The organism is Flavonifractor sp. An306, assembly GCF_002159455.1.
Lineage (GTDB): Bacteria > Bacillota > Clostridia > Oscillospirales > Oscillospiraceae > Flavonifractor.
Genome location: NZ_NFIQ01000073.1, coordinates 1 through 16,806, shown reverse-complemented (window position 1 = coordinate 16,806; position 16,806 = coordinate 1). Strand labels below are relative to the sequence as shown.

Annotated in this window: 19 protein-coding genes and 5 pseudogenes; 18 read left to right on the top strand and 6 right to left on the bottom strand. The window is 51.2% G+C overall.

What is annotated here, in order from left to right:
• Window positions 1–96: pseudogene (locus B5F88_RS20340) on the top strand (IS5/IS1182 family transposase); the annotation flags it as partial.
• Between the two features lie 31 nt (window positions 97–127).
• A pseudogene (locus B5F88_RS15440) lies at window positions 128–289 on the top strand (winged helix-turn-helix transcriptional regulator); the annotation flags it as partial.
• A 56-nt stretch (window positions 290–345) separates the two neighbouring features.
• On the opposite strand, the gene B5F88_RS15435 reads toward B5F88_RS15440, so the two are convergent.
• Entirely contained in the window at window positions 346–699 is a 354-nt protein-coding gene (locus B5F88_RS15435; protein WP_087347904.1) for a TnpV protein, read from the bottom strand.
• A 26-nt stretch (window positions 700–725) separates the two neighbouring features.
• A pseudogene (locus B5F88_RS15430) lies at window positions 726–2,531 on the bottom strand (DUF4368 domain-containing protein); the annotation flags it as partial.
• A 432-nt stretch (window positions 2,532–2,963) separates the two neighbouring features.
• On the opposite strand from B5F88_RS15430, the gene B5F88_RS15425 reads away from it, so the two are divergent.
• Entirely contained in the window at window positions 2,964–5,618 is a 2,655-nt protein-coding gene (locus B5F88_RS15425; RefSeq protein ID WP_087347900.1) for a cation-translocating P-type ATPase, read from the top strand.
• Between the two features lie 78 nt (window positions 5,619–5,696).
• Window positions 5,697–6,320, top strand: a pseudogene (locus tag B5F88_RS15420) (undecaprenyl-diphosphate phosphatase); the annotation flags it as partial.
• Between the two features lie 617 nt (window positions 6,321–6,937).
• Here B5F88_RS15420 and B5F88_RS21140 read toward each other — a convergent pair.
• Entirely contained in the window at window positions 6,938–7,087 is a 150-nt protein-coding gene (locus B5F88_RS21140; RefSeq protein WP_204246255.1) for a hypothetical protein, read from the bottom strand.
• A gap of 179 nt (window positions 7,088–7,266) precedes the next feature.
• Between B5F88_RS21140 and B5F88_RS15410 the strand changes: the two genes are divergently transcribed.
• On the top strand, window positions 7,267–7,608 hold the full coding sequence (locus B5F88_RS15410) for a hypothetical protein (RefSeq protein ID WP_087347896.1): 342 nt from the start codon (window positions 7,267–7,269) through the stop codon (window positions 7,606–7,608).
• A 50-nt stretch (window positions 7,609–7,658) separates the two neighbouring features.
• Here the strand turns inward: B5F88_RS15410 and B5F88_RS15405 are convergent, their stop codons facing one another.
• Together B5F88_RS15405 and B5F88_RS15400 are read right to left on the bottom strand one after the other, a co-directional pair.
• A complete protein-coding gene (locus tag B5F88_RS15405) occupies window positions 7,659–8,321 on the bottom strand; it encodes a DUF4366 domain-containing protein (protein ID WP_087347894.1) in 663 nt (220 codons plus the stop codon).
• Window positions 8,236–8,676 (bottom strand): PrgI family protein, encoded by a 441-nt coding sequence (locus B5F88_RS15400; protein ID WP_087347892.1) that lies wholly within the window; start codon window positions 8,674–8,676, stop codon window positions 8,236–8,238. The genes B5F88_RS15405 and B5F88_RS15400 overlap by 86 nt, the downstream gene beginning before the upstream one ends.
• Before the next feature lie 81 nt (window positions 8,677–8,757).
• On the opposite strand from B5F88_RS15400, the pseudogene B5F88_RS15395 reads away from it, so the two are divergent.
• The 10 genes and pseudogenes from B5F88_RS15395 to B5F88_RS15360 form a co-directional block, all read left to right on the top strand.
• Window positions 8,758–9,078, top strand: a pseudogene (locus tag B5F88_RS15395) (C40 family peptidase); the annotation flags it as partial.
• Between the two features lie 13 nt (window positions 9,079–9,091).
• On the top strand, window positions 9,092–9,343 hold the full coding sequence (locus tag B5F88_RS15390) for a DUF4315 family protein (RefSeq protein WP_055152375.1): 252 nt from the start codon (window positions 9,092–9,094) through the stop codon (window positions 9,341–9,343).
• Window positions 9,344–9,345: 2 nt separating this feature from the next.
• Window positions 9,346–10,131, top strand: coding sequence for a DUF4366 domain-containing protein (locus tag B5F88_RS15385; RefSeq protein WP_055152373.1), 786 nt, complete (start codon window positions 9,346–9,348; stop codon window positions 10,129–10,131).
• Window positions 10,128–10,304, top strand: a complete 177-nt coding sequence (locus B5F88_RS21135; protein WP_164488694.1) for a hypothetical protein — start codon at window positions 10,128–10,130, stop codon at window positions 10,302–10,304. Before B5F88_RS15385 ends, B5F88_RS21135 begins: the two co-directional genes overlap by 4 nt.
• Window positions 10,305–10,308: 4 nt before the next feature.
• On the top strand, window positions 10,309–10,662 hold the full coding sequence (locus B5F88_RS15380) for a cysteine-rich VLP domain-containing protein (protein ID WP_055152371.1): 354 nt from the start codon (window positions 10,309–10,311) through the stop codon (window positions 10,660–10,662).
• 335 nt (window positions 10,663–10,997) lie between these two features.
• Entirely contained in the window at window positions 10,998–11,624 is a 627-nt protein-coding gene (locus tag B5F88_RS15375) for a hypothetical protein (RefSeq protein ID WP_242959824.1), read from the top strand.
• 10 nt (window positions 11,625–11,634) lie between these two features.
• The gene (locus B5F88_RS21130; protein WP_164510431.1) at window positions 11,635–11,799 is read left to right on the top strand and encodes a hypothetical protein; all 165 of its coding nucleotides are present in this window, start codon (window positions 11,635–11,637) and stop codon (window positions 11,797–11,799) included.
• Window positions 11,796–12,143: a plasmid mobilization relaxosome protein MobC gene (locus tag B5F88_RS15370; protein WP_022512589.1), complete on the top strand. Its 348-nt coding sequence runs from the start codon at window positions 11,796–11,798 to the stop codon at window positions 12,141–12,143. The genes B5F88_RS21130 and B5F88_RS15370 overlap by 4 nt, the downstream gene beginning before the upstream one ends.
• 157 nt (window positions 12,144–12,300) lie before the next feature.
• Window positions 12,301–12,591: a CD1845 family protein gene (locus tag B5F88_RS15365; protein WP_087347888.1), complete on the top strand. Its 291-nt coding sequence runs from the start codon at window positions 12,301–12,303 to the stop codon at window positions 12,589–12,591.
• 147 nt (window positions 12,592–12,738) lie between these two features.
• Window positions 12,739–14,085 (top strand): relaxase/mobilization nuclease domain-containing protein, encoded by a 1,347-nt coding sequence (locus tag B5F88_RS15360; RefSeq protein WP_087347886.1) that lies wholly within the window; start codon window positions 12,739–12,741, stop codon window positions 14,083–14,085.
• Between the two features lie 191 nt (window positions 14,086–14,276).
• Here B5F88_RS15360 and B5F88_RS15355 read toward each other — a convergent pair whose 3' ends face one another.
• Entirely contained in the window at window positions 14,277–14,636 is a 360-nt protein-coding gene (locus tag B5F88_RS15355) for a helix-turn-helix transcriptional regulator (RefSeq protein WP_087347884.1), read from the bottom strand.
• Between the two features lie 236 nt (window positions 14,637–14,872).
• Here B5F88_RS15355 and B5F88_RS15350 point away from each other — a divergent pair, with 236 nt between their 5' ends.
• From B5F88_RS15350 to B5F88_RS15340, 3 genes are read left to right on the top strand one after another with little or no spacing between them, the layout of a single operon-like run.
• A complete protein-coding gene (locus B5F88_RS15350; protein WP_087347882.1) occupies window positions 14,873–15,445 on the top strand; it encodes a TetR/AcrR family transcriptional regulator in 573 nt (190 codons plus the stop codon).
• Window positions 15,442–16,191 carry a CPBP family intramembrane glutamic endopeptidase gene (locus B5F88_RS15345; RefSeq protein WP_087347880.1) on the top strand — a complete coding sequence of 250 codons (750 nt, stop codon included), beginning with the start codon at window positions 15,442–15,444 and terminating at the stop codon, window positions 16,189–16,191. The genes B5F88_RS15350 and B5F88_RS15345 overlap by 4 nt, the downstream gene beginning before the upstream one ends.
• A gap of 1 nt (window position 16,192) precedes the next feature.
• A complete protein-coding gene (locus B5F88_RS15340) occupies window positions 16,193–16,387 on the top strand; it encodes a cysteine-rich KTR domain-containing protein (RefSeq protein WP_087168412.1) in 195 nt (64 codons plus the stop codon).
• The last annotated feature ends 419 nt before the right edge of the window (window positions 16,388–16,806 follow it).

Below are 16,806 nucleotides of genomic sequence, written 5' to 3'. Positions count from 1 at the left end.
AAGTGGTTTCGCAGAATTGCTACCAGATACGACAAGCTGGACACCTCCTTCTTGGCCTTCGTTCACCTTGCCGCCATTGCAATTCTGTTGACTTAGAACAAGTCTCCTGGTTTTTCAAACAAGCCCTAGTTCCACCTTGAAAGAGTTGGAGGCCGACCAGCTTGTTCATCGGGAAGAATACCCGCAAATTCCGCCAAAAGTAGAATACAGTTTGACGGAGAGAGGAAAGTCACTCATTCCCATTCTGGACGGAATGTGTGACTGGGGAGATAAGAACAGGTTGCCGTAAAAATGAAAAGGCGGATTGAGGTCACTTCTTGATTTCAATCCGCCTTTTCGATAGTCCTATTGATAGATTATTTCCTCAAATATAGTTTCCTCCACCTGCGTTTTCAGCGTGTTCATCAGCCCCACCCAGCGCATAGGGTCACGGGCTTTCAGTTCTTCGGTGACGCCCGCCGCCTCCATCATGCGGGGCAACATGGCGTCCATCCGTTCACGCGCCGCCCGGTCAATCTCCAACAGGTGCGGGTACAGCTTTTCGCTCAAAATCAAGCTGCTGTAAAGGCCGGGCCGGTGTTCCTTCAGGTAGCGTTGCCGCATACGGCCATACTTGCCGATGGGGGCCTCCGGCTGTTCAGAAAGTTTCAGGTCGGGGATGTAGTAATCTCCGCAGCGGGTGTAAGTCAATTCGTTCATGTTCGTCCTCCTTTGCACTGTGATGGTTAAACTGCGGCATTGGCCGATACGGTTGCCTTGCGCGGCTCCTGCTTGGGTAACTGGCTGACGGTGGTAAAAATGCCCTTCTCCATATCCTCGGCCCGGATCGCGGCCTTTGCTACCTCCATTTTCGCCTTGCGCCTGGCGTTGTAGCGTTCTTCCCATTCCTTCTGCTTGCCATTTGCCTTGCGGCGCAAGTAGTTCTGGTGAAGCCTGTCCTTGCGTTCCTCCTTCTTCCGCAGTTCTTCCTGTTCCTCTGGGGTCAGGGGAACCGGCTGCAAGGCGGGCGGGATATACCGGCCCACAAAATTGAAGTAGATTTCAACCTCCTGCGTGGTGTCCTGGCTGCCTTTGCGGGCGCGCTCATGGACAAGGATTTTCTCTACAAACTCGTTGAGCATGGTGTTTGTCAGCGTGTCGAAGTTCTCGTACTTGTCAATCAGGGCAATAAACTTCTCCGCAGATTTCCGGCTTTGCTCATAGCCGGTAACGGCCTTTTCCAGTTCCACGATTTCCGCATTGAGGGCGTCCTGCTCTTTGGCGTACTGTGCGTCCAGGGCCTCATACCGAGCATCCGGCAGCTTGCCCAGGGCGTTGTCCTCATAGATTTTGCAAATCAGCTTTTCCAGCTCTCCGGCCCGCTTTTGGGCGGCGGCCAGCCGTTTCCGCTTCTTGGATATATCGGCGGTCTGCTGGGCGGCCTGCGTTTCCTGGACAGTGCGAATAAACTCGGCCCGGTCATTTTTAGAATACTCCGCGATGGCCCGGAGCATATCGGTTATCAGGGTCAGGACAGCCTCGGCCCGGATGCGGTGCTGTGTGCCGCAGAGCGTCCCGCATGGGATTTTGCTGTACTGGCTGCAAGTAAACTGTGGGTCACGCTTGCCATTATTGACACGATGAACATACATCTTGCCGCCGCAATCGGCGCAGTACATCAGGCCGGTCAGAGGGTGGGCCTCGCCCCAGCCGTCCGGGTAGCGCCTGACATTTGCCCGGATACGCTGCACATTATCAAAGGTTTCCTGGTCAATGATGGCCTCATGGGTATTCTCGAAAATCGTCCATTCGCTTTCATCCACATAGTGGCTTTTCTTGTCCTTGAAGTGCTTGCGGGTCTTGAAATTGATGGTGTGGCCCAGGTATTCCCGCTTTTTCAGGATGCTCACAATGGTGGATGATCCCCAGCCGTAGGGGTCTTTGACCGGCTTCGTCCTGTTTACTCCTTCGTGAAAGCGTGCCAGATGGACAGCGGGGATTTCAACCTTTGCCTCAGACAGCAGTTTGGAGATTTGATAGGGGCCGTAGCCCTCCATCGTCAGGGAAAAGATACGGCGTACCACTTCGGCGGCTTCTTCGTCCACAAGCCAGTGTTCCCGCTTTTCATCCCACAGATAGCCGTAGATAACGGTGCCGGTCAGGTGCTTGCCGCTCATACCTTTGGATTTGAACACAGAGCGGATTTTCCGGCTGGTGTCGCGGGCGTAAAACTCGTTCATAATGTTGCGGAAAGGGGTAAAATCATCATCGCCTTTCAGACTGTCCACACCGTCATTGATGGCGATCAGCCGGACACCGCGCTGCCGCAAAATCTCCATGACCTGGCCGACTTTCAGATAGTCGCGTCCCAGGCGGCTCATGTCCTTTATGACGATGGCCTCCACCCGTCCGGCCTCGACTTCCTCCATCATCGCCAGAAAGCCAGGACGGTCAAAGCGGGTTCCTGATACGCCGTCATCGGTGAAGTGGGTAGGGTTCGGCAGCCCATTCCGGCGGGCAAAGTCCTCTAACATCTTTTTCTGGAAAGAGATTTGTCAAGGGTGTTTTTTACAAAAACCTTTGCGGTAATCTATGAATTTATTTTCTTTAATTTCTTAATAAAAGATAGGCAAACGTCAGTGAATCTAAATTTCCATGTTATAAAAGAGAACTTGAAACGCTCAAAATTAAAATTAGTATGAACTTCCCAATTCAGCCTTGACTTCTTGCGGGTTTCCCTATATAATAAAAAACAAATTATTCAAAGAAGGGAATTGAAAGACTTACTATGGACAACGCCGACAGTAGCGACGCTGATCGAAGTAACAATAACTATAAATTGAATAGGTTTTATATATAATAGGCATAACCTGCGTCTAATTGTTAGACAGCAGGCTATGTCTATTTGTGTTCTTTTTTGCTGATCACCGCTGAAAGGCGGTCAGAATATAAATTTTATCAAAGAAAGGAGTGATTGATCCATTATGGATCGACACAGACAGACGCCTTGGCACGCACGGAAACTTACGGAGGTCTATGAAACTTTACATACCTCCGAGGAAGGATTAGGTGACGCCGAGGCTGCCGAAAGGCTGAAAAAATATGGGCGCAATGAACTGCGCTCGAAACCGCCCAAAACCATTCTACAAATGCTGAAAGCGCAGATCATTGACCCGATGGTACTTATCCTCATCGGCGCGGCAGCTTTTTCCGCAATTTTACAGGAGTGGACAGAGGCGGCGGTAATCTTTATTATTGTAATCGTCAACGCCGTCATCGGTATTGTGCAGGAAAAGAAAGCACAGTCCTCTCTGGAAGCTCTGCGCAATATGAGTGCCCCAACGGCTCGGGTTTTGCGCCAGGGGGAGGAGAGCGTTATACCCGCCAGCGAGTTGGTAGTGGGTGACGTTGTGATGCTTGGCGATGGAGATATGGTTCCGGCGGACTTACGCCTGATAGATTCCGCCAATTTGAAAGTGCAGGAGGCTTCTTTGACCGGCGAATCCGTCCCTTCTGAAAAGGAAGCAGAAGATATTCTGCCAGAAGACTGCCCTCTGGGTGACCGCAGTAATATGGCGTACACCTCAGCCATTGTCACATACGGACGAGCGACTGGCGTTGTAGTAGCCACCGGCATGGATACCGAGGTAGGTAATATCGCCGGTATGCTGGATAATCAGGACGATACGGATACACCCTTAAAACGGAAACTGAATGCGGTTGGTAAGACTCTGACCATCGTTGGACTAATCGTCTGTGCCCTGATCTTTGCCATCGGCGCTTTCTATCAGCGCCCGCTGATTCCGCAGTTCTTGGTTGCAATTTCGCTGGCAATTTCTATCATCCCTGAAGGTCTGCCTGCCACAGCCACGATTGTGATGGCGCTGGGCGTGCAGCGTATGGCAAAGAAAAATGCGTTGATTCGCAAATTGCCCGCAGTAGAAACTCTGGGTGGTGCAACTGTCATTTGCTCCGATAAAACCGGTACTCTTACACTCAATAAAATGACGGTAACACATATTGCAGTCAACGGAGATTTTGAAAACGGCACAACTACCCCGATTGGAAATGCCGCCAAACAGCATCCTGCGGTATATAGAGAATTGGTTTATGCAGCAGCTCTCTGTAATGACGCCAGCCTTGACCCAGATAGAAAGGGAGAAATCATCGGCGACCCCACAGAGGGTGCGCTGATCTATATGGCACAGGCGTTTGGAATCGACCATGAAGCCCTGGAGGATGAATATCCCCGCTTTTTTGAGCAGCCTTTTGATTCTGAGCGTAAGAGGATGACCACTGTTCACCGCATCAATGAAAAGTGGATTTCTTATACCAAGGGTGCGGTGGATGAAATGCTGCCCCTGTGTACTCATATTCTGACTTCGGAAGGTGTGCGACCCATCACGGAGGCTGACAAAGAAAACATTACAAAACTTTGCCTATCCATGTCGGAGGGTGCCTTGCGTGTGCTTGGCTTTGCCATGCGCACCCTCATGGAGCTACCTACAGATGATGATGAGAATGTAGAATTTGACATGACTTTTGTGGGTGTAACCGGAATGATCGACCCGCCCCGAAAGGAAGTAGCCGATTCCGTGCGTACCTGCCGTCAGGCGGGCATCCGAACGATTATGATCACCGGCGACCATAAGGTGACAGCCCTTGCCATTGCGAAAGAGCTGGATATTTACCGAGAGGGCAACACCGTCGTATCCGGTGAGGAACTGGATACGATGACGGATGACGAATTGGACGATGCGGTAAAAACAACAACCGTCTTCGCCCGTGTATCCCCTGCGGATAAACTGCGTATCATCCAGAGTTTGAAACGCACCGGTGAAGTAGCGGCTATGACGGGTGACGGTGTCAATGACTCCCCCGCCCTGAAAGCAGCGGACATCGGTGTTGCGATGGGTATCACCGGTACGGATGTGGCCAAGGATGCCGCCGACATGATCTTGCTGGATGACAGCTTTACCACGATTGCTTATGCCATCAAGGAAGGCCGTCGTGTCTACCGCAATATCCAGAAGGTAATCCAGTTCCTTTTGGTTGGTAATATCGCAGAAATTCTAACCTTGTTTGTTGCAACCCTGTTTAACTGGGATGCACCCCTTCTGGCCGTTCACATTTTGTGGGTAAACCTTGCCACGGCTACCTTGCCTGCCCTGGCACTGGGTATTGATCCGGCCAGCAAGAACATTATGAAGCATAAGCCAGTAAAATCGGGCACTCTGTTTGAAAAAGATCTGGTACGCCGTGTTATTATACAAGGCATCTTTGTGGCGGCCATGACCACCTGCGCTTACTGGATCGGCGCAAGCATGGGCGGCCATGTGACCGGTCAGACAATGGCGTTCTGTGTACTGGCCTTCTCGCAGATGCTTCGCGCTTTTAATCAGCGCTCCAATACGGAGCCTATCTGGGTGCGGGCAGAAGGGATCAATCCTTGGTTGATCGTTTCCTTCGTGGTATCTGCTCTTCTGATGGCGTGCATTCTGCTTGTTCCTGCGCTGCAAAATGCGTTCCGGTTGACCTTGTTGGATGGCACACAGTGGCTAATCGTCATTGGGCTGTCCCTTATGTCAATCCTACAAGTAGAAATTGTAAAGACCATTAAAAAGCATATTCATAAATAAGCAAAAAGGCGGAGGGGGCACCCTCCGCCTTTTTTGAAAGAGATAATTATCTGTATATATTACTGGAGGTGAAATAAAATGGATACTGTGGAAATTATCAAAGCGGTAGTTTTTGGTGTGGTGCAAGGAGTTACGGAGTGGTTGCCCATTAGCAGTACAGGACACATGATTTTACTGGATGAGTTCCTCCAGCTTGATATGACACCGGAGTTCATGGAGATGTTCTATGTAGTAATCCAACTTGGTGCAATTTTGGCTGTACTTCTTCTGTTTTGGAGTAAGCTTTGTCCAGTTTCGTTTCATGGTAAGCCCCATCTGAAAAAGGATGTTTTAGCTCTGTGGCCAAAGATTATTGTAGCTTGTATTCCTGCCGGAGTTATCGGTATCCTGTGGAGTGATATGTTGAATGCTCTTTTCTTTCACCCGCTCGTGGTGATTACCATGCTTGCTTTGTTTGGCGTGTTATTTCTGGTGGTGGAGCACCAAAATAAAGAGAGAACGCCGACCATAGAATCTGTCGAGAAATTAACTTATCAAGCAGCACTATGGATTGGCATGTTTCAGCTTATTGCGGCTGTATTACCTGGAACATCCCGATCAGGAGCAACTATCATCGGTGCACGTATAATTGGAGTGTCACGAGTGGCGGCAGCTGAGTTTACATTTATGATGGCAGTACCGGTCATGTTTGGAGCGAGTGCGATTAAAGCATTTTCCCCGTAAGCTAATAAATATATGAAACTGTGTCGCATTGCCAGTATAGCACACCTCCATCCATTTTGAAAGGGGAACTTTGAGGGTTCGACCAGACTTCGGCTCCAAAATCGCAAATATCCACCGGAAACCCGTCAAAATTCCCTTGCTGGCCAGTTGGCCACTTTTGAAAATAAAAGTGGGCAGAAAGTGGGCAAATGGCCAATTTTTCACCATTTTCGGCCCTTTTTTCGTGCAAGAATTGAAAGATTTCTGGCCAGTTTCAAATCAAAAGTGGGCAAATGGCCAGTTTTCAGACTAAAAGTGGCCAGCAAAACGCCTCAAAAATGACCTGCTACTAACAGTAATAGTAGCAGCTTTTGACTCATTTTTCGCTCGAATCCTGCTCTAAAATCGGCTCCATCCGTATCCTTCGATGCCCTTTTCACCTCAAATATCAAGCTCTAGTCAGGCCTATTTCTTAAAAGGCCCGCCGCTGGTAAGGCTGATTTCGAGGAGCCACCGGGACAAATTGGTAGCGAGGAGGGGACGAGCGAACCCGGCGATGAAGGGATATGCCGTACTTTTTAGGTGGTACTCCGTTGCGTTTGGGCCAGAGTTCATCGCTAAAGCCCTGTAGTTTTTTCCCACTTGGGGAGATATTTCGCCACTTCCTGTTTCAAGAGGTTGCGGTACCATTCATTTACGAAGCTTTCTCTCTGCTTTGGACTGCTTTCTTTTCTAACCGTCAGAATAGCCTTGTTAGCCATCTTCACGCTTGGTAGCTCCCAGAACTTTAGCAAAGCTCTGTGCGGCTGAGGGCTTCTCAGCCAGTACCAATTTCACTTGCATCAACTCCTTTTAAATTTAATCTTGACATCAACAATGTAATTTGATATGCTCATATCGAACATCATTGTTTTGTATCTGAATATATTGAAAGGAATGTACCATTATGAGTAATTCACTAATCCCATTCAATCAGTCTGAAATTCAAAATGTAGTCGGCAATGGACAAATTGAGAATTTTTCTATATCCATAACCAAAAAGGGATATAGAAAACTTGAATTGCAGGTTTATGATCCTGATGGTCATAGAAGATTCTTTATTTTGAAGGATAAAGGTTATATGATAGATCGCAGAGAGATTCAAATCTATCCATTTGAAAGTAAATCAGAACGCAATGACGAGATATATCGTTTGTATAAGAAAGAGAAAATGACACAAGAATTCATCGGGAAAATCTTTGGATTAAAGCAGCCAACAATAGCTGGAATTGTGAAAAATCACAAGTAACATGACACCTGGGGTGACTATGACCCCAGGTGTTTTTTTGAAATTTCTGCTCAACTTTTCTGAGTTCCGTAATTTTCGTCCTCCTCGTCAAAATCCTCCTGATCTTCCTCCATATCATCGTCCTCCTGATAGCCGTAGTCCTCATCATCGGTATAATCGGCATCAGGATCAGGCTTATCCTGCTCCTGTTGGGCTTTCTTTTCCTGGAACTTCTTATAGAGGAAGAATCCACCGCCACCAGCAAGAGCCAGCATCAAAAGTACCGCAGGCAGGAAGTTCACTTTGGATTCCGGCTCGGGTTCCTCCTCTGGAACTTCCGGCTCAGGCTCCGGTTCGGGGGTAGGTTCAGGCTCTACTTCCTCAGTAGGAGCAAACTGTTCCAGCTCCTCCTCGTCCATCAACTTCATCAGGTCAGCTTCATCCACTTGGTTGAGGAAGTGAACCGTTTCCTTGCCCTCATCATCACGGTCGATGATCAGATAGAAATAGTTGCCTGTCTTGGTGACAACCGTGATAAACTGTTTGCCAGCTTCGGGGGTGTTGCCCTCATCGTCCACCAGTGTCATATTCCCGTCAGGAGTATCCCTTTTGGCTCTCTCATACGCTGCCTGTATTTCTCGACGCTCCTTACAAGTGAGCTTGCTGGGAAGTGTCACCGCTCTTGTCTGCTGCTTTTTCCCAGCGAGTGACTTGAATTTCTCCAGAAAGAACAATCTTCTTTACCTCCTTTTCCAGTTCATGCTGACGCATGAGGGCATTATAATAGTTGTTGGTTTGGTACGGACGCACCTTGGGGCGAATAAATTTCGCCTGAATGAAATGATTGGCAACCACCTCCAAAGGCTGTCCGTCTTTCTCGTACATTGCAAGGAAAAACAAAGGGAGCATGACGATTATCATGCTCATAGCTGCCAGACTGATGTTGCCGGTTGTCTTGACCAGAAAGAAAATCGGCACTCCGATAAGTGCAGCAGCTCCAAAACAGAGAAGCTGCCGACGGGTCAGGTTGCAGAATACCTTGGATTTTACCCTTGTCAGGTCACGGGGTACAGGGATATATGCTGCCAATGAAAAACCTCCTCTCTCTTAATGGGCATTCAGTACACTTTTTGCCAGCGTTCCTGTCTTGAAGAGGGTAAAGCAAAGGAGTATCCCTATGTGTGGGGCGGGAGCTCCCCAGCTACGTCCTTTGATTGCTCCGGCTTCGTGTCCTGGGTCATCAATCACAGCGGTTGGAATGTGGGCCGCCTGGGGGCCCAGGGGCTCTATAACATCTGCACCCCTACCAGCAATCCAAAGCCCGGCGATCTGGTGTTCTTTGTCGGCACCTATGACACGGCGGGCGTGTCCCACTGTGGCATCTATGTGGGGGACGGGATGATGATCCACTGTGGCGATCCCATCCAATATGCAAATTTGAATACAAGTTACTGGCAATCCCATTTCTACGCCTACGGGCGTTTACCCTGATAAGGAGGTATCTATGGCGGTAAGCAAAAGCCAGAAAATCCAGGCCGAGATTGATAAGGTCAAGGCCAAAATCAGCGAACAGCAGGCCCGGCTCAAGGAGCTGGAAAAGAACAAGCAGGAGGCCGAAAACAGCGAGATCGTGGACATCGTGCGGGGCATGAGCATTTCCCTGGAGGAGCTCCCCCTGGTGCTCCAGCGGCTCCGGGACGGCACTTCTGGACAAAGTGTCCAGAAGTCCGGGGACGGCGGAAAGGAGGAAAATTGAAGATGAAACGCTTTCGGGTGATGGCGGCGGCGCTGTGTGCCGCCGTTCTTTTATGCGGATTTAGCGTCCCGGCCTATGCCTATGCGGACGGCGGTGAGGGCGCGGACTATGGCGATCCCACTATGACCGAGGAAACCCAGGCCCCGGAGCCGGAACCCACCATCGAACCGGGTGAGGGCTTTTCGGAGGAGGGCAACCTTGTAACCCGCGATCTGCTCTATGACGAGCACACCAACAAGCAGTTTATTACCGTCCAGACGGCGGGCGGAAACACCTTTTACATCGTCATTGACTACGACAAGCCCGTGGACGAGGAGGGCGAGCAGTATGAAACCTACTTCTTCAGCGTGGTAGACGAGGCCGATCTGCTGGCCGCAGCCGAGGCCGCCGGGGTGGAGCAGGCGGTCTGCTCCTGCTCTGAAAAATGCGCGGCGGGTGCCGTGAATACAGAGTGCGCCGTCTGCTCGGTCAATATGAACAAGTGCGCGGGCGTTGAGCCGGAGCCGGAACCCACGGAAACCGAGGAACCCACCCCGGAGGAGGCCGAGCCAGAAACGGGCGGCAACATGGGGATGCTCCTGGCGGTGCTGGCCGTGGCCTTAGTGGGCGGCGGCGCGGCGTTCTATTTCAAGGTACTGCGCCCCAAACAGCAGAAAGCCGCCGAACCCCAGGAGGACTATGGCGGGGAGCTGGATGACTATGACGGGCCGGACGGCTACGGGGACGAGGACGATGACGGCCCGCCCTGGGATGAGGAGGACGAGGACGGAGAGGAGGCTGACAAATGAGGTTTACCGACAGCCCCTTTGAAAAAATGATGAAGCAGAAGCCCCGTCCCCAGGCTCCTGCCCCGGCGAAACCGCCCAGGGGCTCCCGGTGCTCCGGGTGTCCCTACTGGCGGGGCATCGGCTGTGTGTCCTGCTACCGGGAGCTCATGCGGGCCCCGGCTGGCGGGAGGTGACGGCTTGGCCCGTGAACTGACACGCGAGGAAAAACGGGCGATCCGCGCCCTGGTAACAAAATGGTGCGCTAACTATGACCGGGAATATGGGTGCCTGCCCCTGGACTGTGAGTGCTATATGCTGGGGAAATGCTGGACGGGCGCTTACTGCCGCTACTTTCGGGAGGCTGTCCTGCCCCTTGATCCGGCCCTGGAGGTGTCCCTGCTGAGTGAGGGCCCCAGGCCGGATTTCAAGATTTGCCCGGTCTGTGGCGGGGCCGTCCCTGCGGATGGGCGCATGGCCTACTGCTCCGAGTCCTGTGCCCGGATTGCCCTGCGGCGGCAAAAGCGGGACTATATGCGGAAAAAGCGGAGGTGATGTGTGGAAAATTAGGCTCTGGAAAACCCGCTTGTATCAAGGCTTTCCGGGGCCCTTTTGGGGGTGGGCCGTATCTTTCTATGGCCTGCCCTTATTTTGCTCAAATGCTTTCCACATCTACCCCCGCCGCTTCTGGACACTTTGTCCAGAGGTGGCGGGGCATCTAAGGAGGTGTTATTCTGGAAGAAAATCAAGGCTATGTGATCCGCCGCACGATCCTGTTTGACAATCAGTGCGGTTTTGCCCTTGGGGAAAATAGCAGGGCCCCTAATCCCTATGTGACGTGGCGGTTTAATGAGCAGGACGGCCAGCGGAATTACTTTTGGGGCCACTACATGAATGAGCCGGATATGGCGGAACGGGACTTACTCAATCGGGCCGAGGACTACCAGCGGCGCTACCATGTGCAGGAAGTGGAGCAGGCCCCGGACAAGGAAACCTATCTGTACTACTCCACCCAGCGGCCTATCGACATCGGCACCTACCCGAACAGCTATTTTAACCGCCCTGTCCACATGGATTTATACTTTACCCGCCAGCAAGTGATGGGTGAGGCGTTCCAGGCGTGGGGAGCCATCACCTATGCCCATCCCTTGACGGAACGGGAAATGCAGGATTATGAGCTCCGGCCCTCCCGCAATAACCTGGATATTCGGCGGCAGATGGATGCCCAGGCCCAGGTGGTAGGAAAATGGGAGGACGCTCACCGTGTCCCGGATCAAAAGCGGCTGACGTGGTTTTACCCGGACTTCGGCAGTTATGTGGTGAAAGAATACATCACCCCGGAGCAACTGGCGGACTTTGCCCGTGGCGTGGAACGCCAGGAGGCGGCGCGGGCCCACAAGGAAGCCAAACGCCAGCCCCCGATTGCGGAGCAACTGAAAGCGGCCCAACGGGAGGCCCAGGAAAACAAGGCCCCGGACGGCCCCAAAAAGAAAGCCCCTGACCGGGGCGACAGATAGGAGGACTGTTATGGAAAAGAAGCGTGAACAGGATTTTGCCAACCAGGAAGCCCTGCGGCTCTCCGGAGTATTCAATACGCCGATCCCCGCCCAGCCCCCGGAACGGGAAAAGGCGCTGGACAAGGTAAAGGAGCCGCCCCGCGTCTGCCGGAGTCTGGAACGGGAGGAGCGGTGACAAAAAAACGCCGCCGCCCCATCCATCTCCATGTGATGGTGTCCGAGGAGGAGCTGGCGCTGATCCGGGAGCGCATGGCCGAGGCGGGCATCCGCAATATGGGGGCCTATATGCGGAAAATGGCCCTCAATGGGTATGTGCTCCATGTTGACCTGTCACCCGTCCAGGAGCTGGTGTCGCTCCAGCGGCGGTGCTCCAACAATCTAAACCAGGTGGCGATCCAGGCGAATACCTACGGCGGCATTTACCCGGAGGAGATTACGGCTCTGCAACGGGACTATGAAAAGCTGTGGCGGCCCCTTTCCGATCTGCTGGAAAAGCTCTCCGCCATCGTGCGGCTCTGACCTGCCGGGGAGCGGTTTTGCCGTTCCCCGGCTATCTCGACTTCTGGACATTTTGTCCAGAGGTGGGGATAGCCGAGGCATCCTTGTTGGCCCCCTCCTGCGGAGTTATAATATACATATAGAGGCAAACAACGAACTTTTGTAGGAGGTATGAACGATGCGGACAATCTTAAAAATCATCGCGGCTCCCTTTGTCCTGGCCCTGATCCTCATTGTGGCTGTGCTTACGTTCCTGTCCTGCGTGGCGGGGGCGGTGTGCATTGTGGCTTGTGTGGGCCTGTCCCTGCTGGCGATCCTCTGCCTGCTGGCCGGGCAGACAGTAGGCTGCATCGCCATGTTTGTGCTGGCGTTCCTGGTTTCCCCCTTTGGGCTCCCGGCCCTGGGCGGCTGGCTGGTGGAGCGCCTGCATGGAGTGAAGTATGCGGCGATGGACTTTATGGCGAGCTGATACTTCTGGACAAAGTGTCCAGAGGTGCCGGGCGGCGGGTGAAACAGACCGCCGCCCGCTTTTTCTGCTGGGAAAGGAGGTGCGGCTATCGCTACAACTTACATCCGGCCCTACAAGGTGGCGGCGGGAAAAACGGCTGTCCAGACGATGGAGGATCGGTTTGCTTACGGGCTCAATCCGAAAAAGCTGGGGGCCGTATCTGCCTACCTCTGCGATCCGGCGTCGGCCCCCGCTGAGTTTCTCCTGACAAAGAGCCAGTACCAGGCGGAAACGGGCCGGGCCGTAGAGCGCGGGGCCCTGTTCTTTCAGATCCGGCAGGCGTTTCCTCCCGGTGAGGTCACGCCGGAGGAGGCCAACAAAATCGGCTATGAAACGGCCATGCGCTGGACAAAGGGCAAGTACCAGTTTTTCGTTTGTACCCACATCGACAAGGGCCACATTCATAATCACATTTATTACAACTCCACGGCCCAGGACTGCTCCCGGAAGTTTCATAACTTCATCGGCTCCAGCTTTGCGGTGCGGCGGCTCTCTGACCGGGTGTGCATTGAGCATGAGCTGTCTGTTATCCAAAATCCGAAACAGCACAGCAAGGGCCGCTTTCTCCATTATGGCCAGTGGATTGGAGAAAAGCCGCCCACCGCACAACAGAGGGTGCGGCTGGCCATCGTGGAGGCCCTGGGGCAACGGCCCGCTGACTTCCCGGCGTTCCTGCGGCTTATGGAGGAGTCCGGCTTTCAAGTGAAGCATGGGCGGGGCGGCGCGATCTCGTTCCTGGCCCCTGGGCAGGATAAGTACACCCGCCTGCGGGCATCAACCCTGGGCCCCGGTTTCGATCCGGATGACATCCGGGCGGTAATTGCCGGGGAGCGTCCCATCCCGGAGCTCCCAAAAGACGGCCCGGCTCCGCCCCGGCGGGTCAATCTGATTATCGACATTAGGGAGCGCATGGCCCAGGGCAAGGGGCCCGGCTATGAGCGGTGGGCCAAAGTTTACAACCTCAAACAGATGGCCGCCGCGCTCCAATATCTCCGGGAACACGATCTGATGGATTATGACGCGCTGGCCGCCAGCACCGAGGCGGCGGTGGATCGCGCCCACAAGCTGGCCGGGGAGCTGCGGGACACAGAGGCGGCCCTCTCTAAAACTTCTGAGCTCATGGGCGCGGTGGTACAGTATGCAAAGACGCGCCCTGTGTTCGACGGCTACAAGGCGGCCCGGTATTCTAAAAAGTACCTGGCCCAGCACGAGGCAGAGCTGGCTGACTACCGGGCGGCCAAAGCTACTATGAGCGATCTTTTAGGCGGGGCAAAGCTCCCGAAAATGGATGCGCTGAAAAAGGAGCGCCGGGAGCTCTCCGAAAAGAGAAAGGCCCTTTATGCGGAATACCGCAAGGCCCAGGCGGAAATGCGGCAGGCCGTGGCGGTCAAGGCGAACATTGACCATCTGCTCGGCCATACGGATGGGCGTGAAAATAAGGCCCAGGAGCGATAGCTCCGGGCCGCAGACAACCAGGGACTTCTGGACAAAGTGTCCAGAAGTCCGGCGGGTTTGGGGAGCTCCCCAACAAGCATTTTCACGGGCCTGCGGCCTGTGAAAATTTCGGAGTGTGGCCACACCCGAATTGCTTGCCGTTTTGTGCAACCCCCGAAAATGGCGCGAAAAAACGGAGGTACACGCTTTTCTTACGCATCCTCCGTTTCCTTAGCCGCTTTCATCGCTTGGATCGTGGCTTCTACAATTTTTAGTTCTTTTTCGTCCAGGGCGTTGAGCATGGCGTCAATCCGCTTTCTGCACTCGCTCCCCTTATTCTTGGACGGATAGAAATATTGATCTACCGATATATCAAACATTGTGACCATCTGATAAAAGGTGTTGAGGCTTGGGTGTTGACCGTCATTCTCGTTATACATGATGGTACGCGGAGCCCGGTCAACAATATAGGCCAGTTGCTCCTGCGTCATCCCGCTGGCCTCCCGCGCCCGCTTGATGGCGAGCCCTATATCGTGAAAATCAAACCGTCGTTCATCTCTTTCAATCTTTATAATATCACCTAATGTAATTTTACATTTCAGGTGCTATTATTTGAACGATTGTATATTTCATACTACTGACTGTTTAATTTCATCTTAGGTAAACATGGCATTTAACTCGTCAAGTTATACTGGTATTTCTTCCCATAGTTGGTGCTTTTGAGGAATTTCTAATCAAGGTATTGACATTTCCAAAAACCGGATATATAATCATTGTTATATAACACTGATTATAGGAGGAGCGAAGCGTGCCACCGAGAGCAAAGATTACAAAAGAAATGGTCATTGACGCTGCCTTTGAGGTTGCTCGTGAAGCGGGTGCAGAAAATATTAACGCAAGGACAGTCGCAAAAAAGCTAAACTGCTCTACTCAGCCCGTTATGTATCACTTTGCAACGATTGAGGAATTGAAAGAAGCTGCTTATGCAAAAGCAGACGGCTATCATTCTGAATACCTGATGAATATTAAAAGCCCGCAAAAGGGTGTTATGCTTGGAATTGGGTTGAACTATATCCGTTTTGCAGTTGAAGAACCGCATTTGTTCCGCTTCCTTTTTCAATCAAACTTTTTTGCTGGAAGGACTTTACTTGAAATGATAGATGCCGAAGAACTTATGCCTGTTCTTTTGGCAATGCAAGGAGCAGTCGGAGGAAGCATAGAGCAAGTGAAAGAAATTTTTTTGACGGTTTTTTTATTCGCTCATGGCTATGCAAGTATTATTGCAAACAATTCATTAGAGTATGATGAAGAACTCATAAGAACGCATATAGAACGAGCTTATACTGGTGCGGTATTAGCGTCACAGGAGGAAACGAAATGAGAAAGCTATATGAAAAAAGCGAACTGACCTTTACGATCGTATGGATTGTGGTTTATTGTGTTCTGCAATCTTTAGCCAATCCACTAAATCAGAAAATAGGGGTTGAATATTCTGCAAGTGCTATTTTTTCTATATTACAGTCCGTGATCCTCTTGGTTTTTCTGGTAAAAAACAACTTACTAAAACGATATGGGCTTTGCAAATCTCCTATATCTGCCAACCGCTTTCTGTTCTATATTCCATTGATAATTTTAGCCACAAGAAATTTTTGGAACGGAGCGGCATTTAATTTGAACTTGACAGGAACTGTCTGCTATATTGCCTGTATGCTTTGTGTCGGATTTTTAGAAGAAGTGATTTTTAGAGGACTGCTTTTCAAAGCGATAGCAAAAGACAATGTAAAAACGGCAATTATCATTTCAAGTGTTACATTTGGTTTGGGACATTTATTAAACTTGGTGAATGGCAGTGGTGCGGAAATAGTAGAAAACCTATTTCAAGTTACAGGGGCGATTGCGATTGGTTTTCTGTTTGTCATTCTTTATTATCGTGGCGGTAGTTTGTTCCCTTGCATAATTACCCACTCCGCAATCAACATCACAAGTGTTTTTGCAAATGTGGTAGGATTGACGATAGAAAAGCGTATCATCTTCCAGTTGGTACTGTTTGCAATTACTATTGCTTATTCTTTTATTCTCACAAAGACACTCCCTAAAAATCAGTATTACGACAGGGAGGATAACTGATATGGAAAATGTGATTTCAGAATGGTTGCGCTGCCCTGTTTGCGGAAATAAGACAAGGCTGAAAATCCGTGGGGACACAGAACTAAAATATTTTCCGCTGTTCTGTCCTAAGTGTAGACAAGAGACTTTAATCAATGTAAAACATCTGAATACCACAGTTATCAAAGAGCCAGACGCACAGACGCAGAGCCGATAACACGCAGATCAAAATGCGGTTATCGGCTCTTTCTTTTTGACAACTGATTGCGCTGTACGATTGCTGGTTAAGCGGAAAAACTAAACCGCTGCTATTTAGTATTGAGTATGGATGCAAACCGAAAGCAGGCGGTTTTGAAATAACAAATTTCAAGCCGCCGTTTTCTTGTCAAAAAATGAGAATACGGGGGGTGTGATAAAGTCGCCCTTTTTTAAGGATACGGCGGTGTCCGGGAGGTATCGCTGTGTCCTTTTTCTTTTTCCATCCCCCTAACCTGTCAAAAAAAGCCCACCCGCCCAACAGGATCAGTCGGTAGTGTCAAGGATTTTGCGCAAATTGGTTTGCAGACCCTGGAATGAATGAAGTCAGCCAGCAATGGAGGCATCCTCAACGGCGGCCTCCAGGTGCTTCATGTTCAT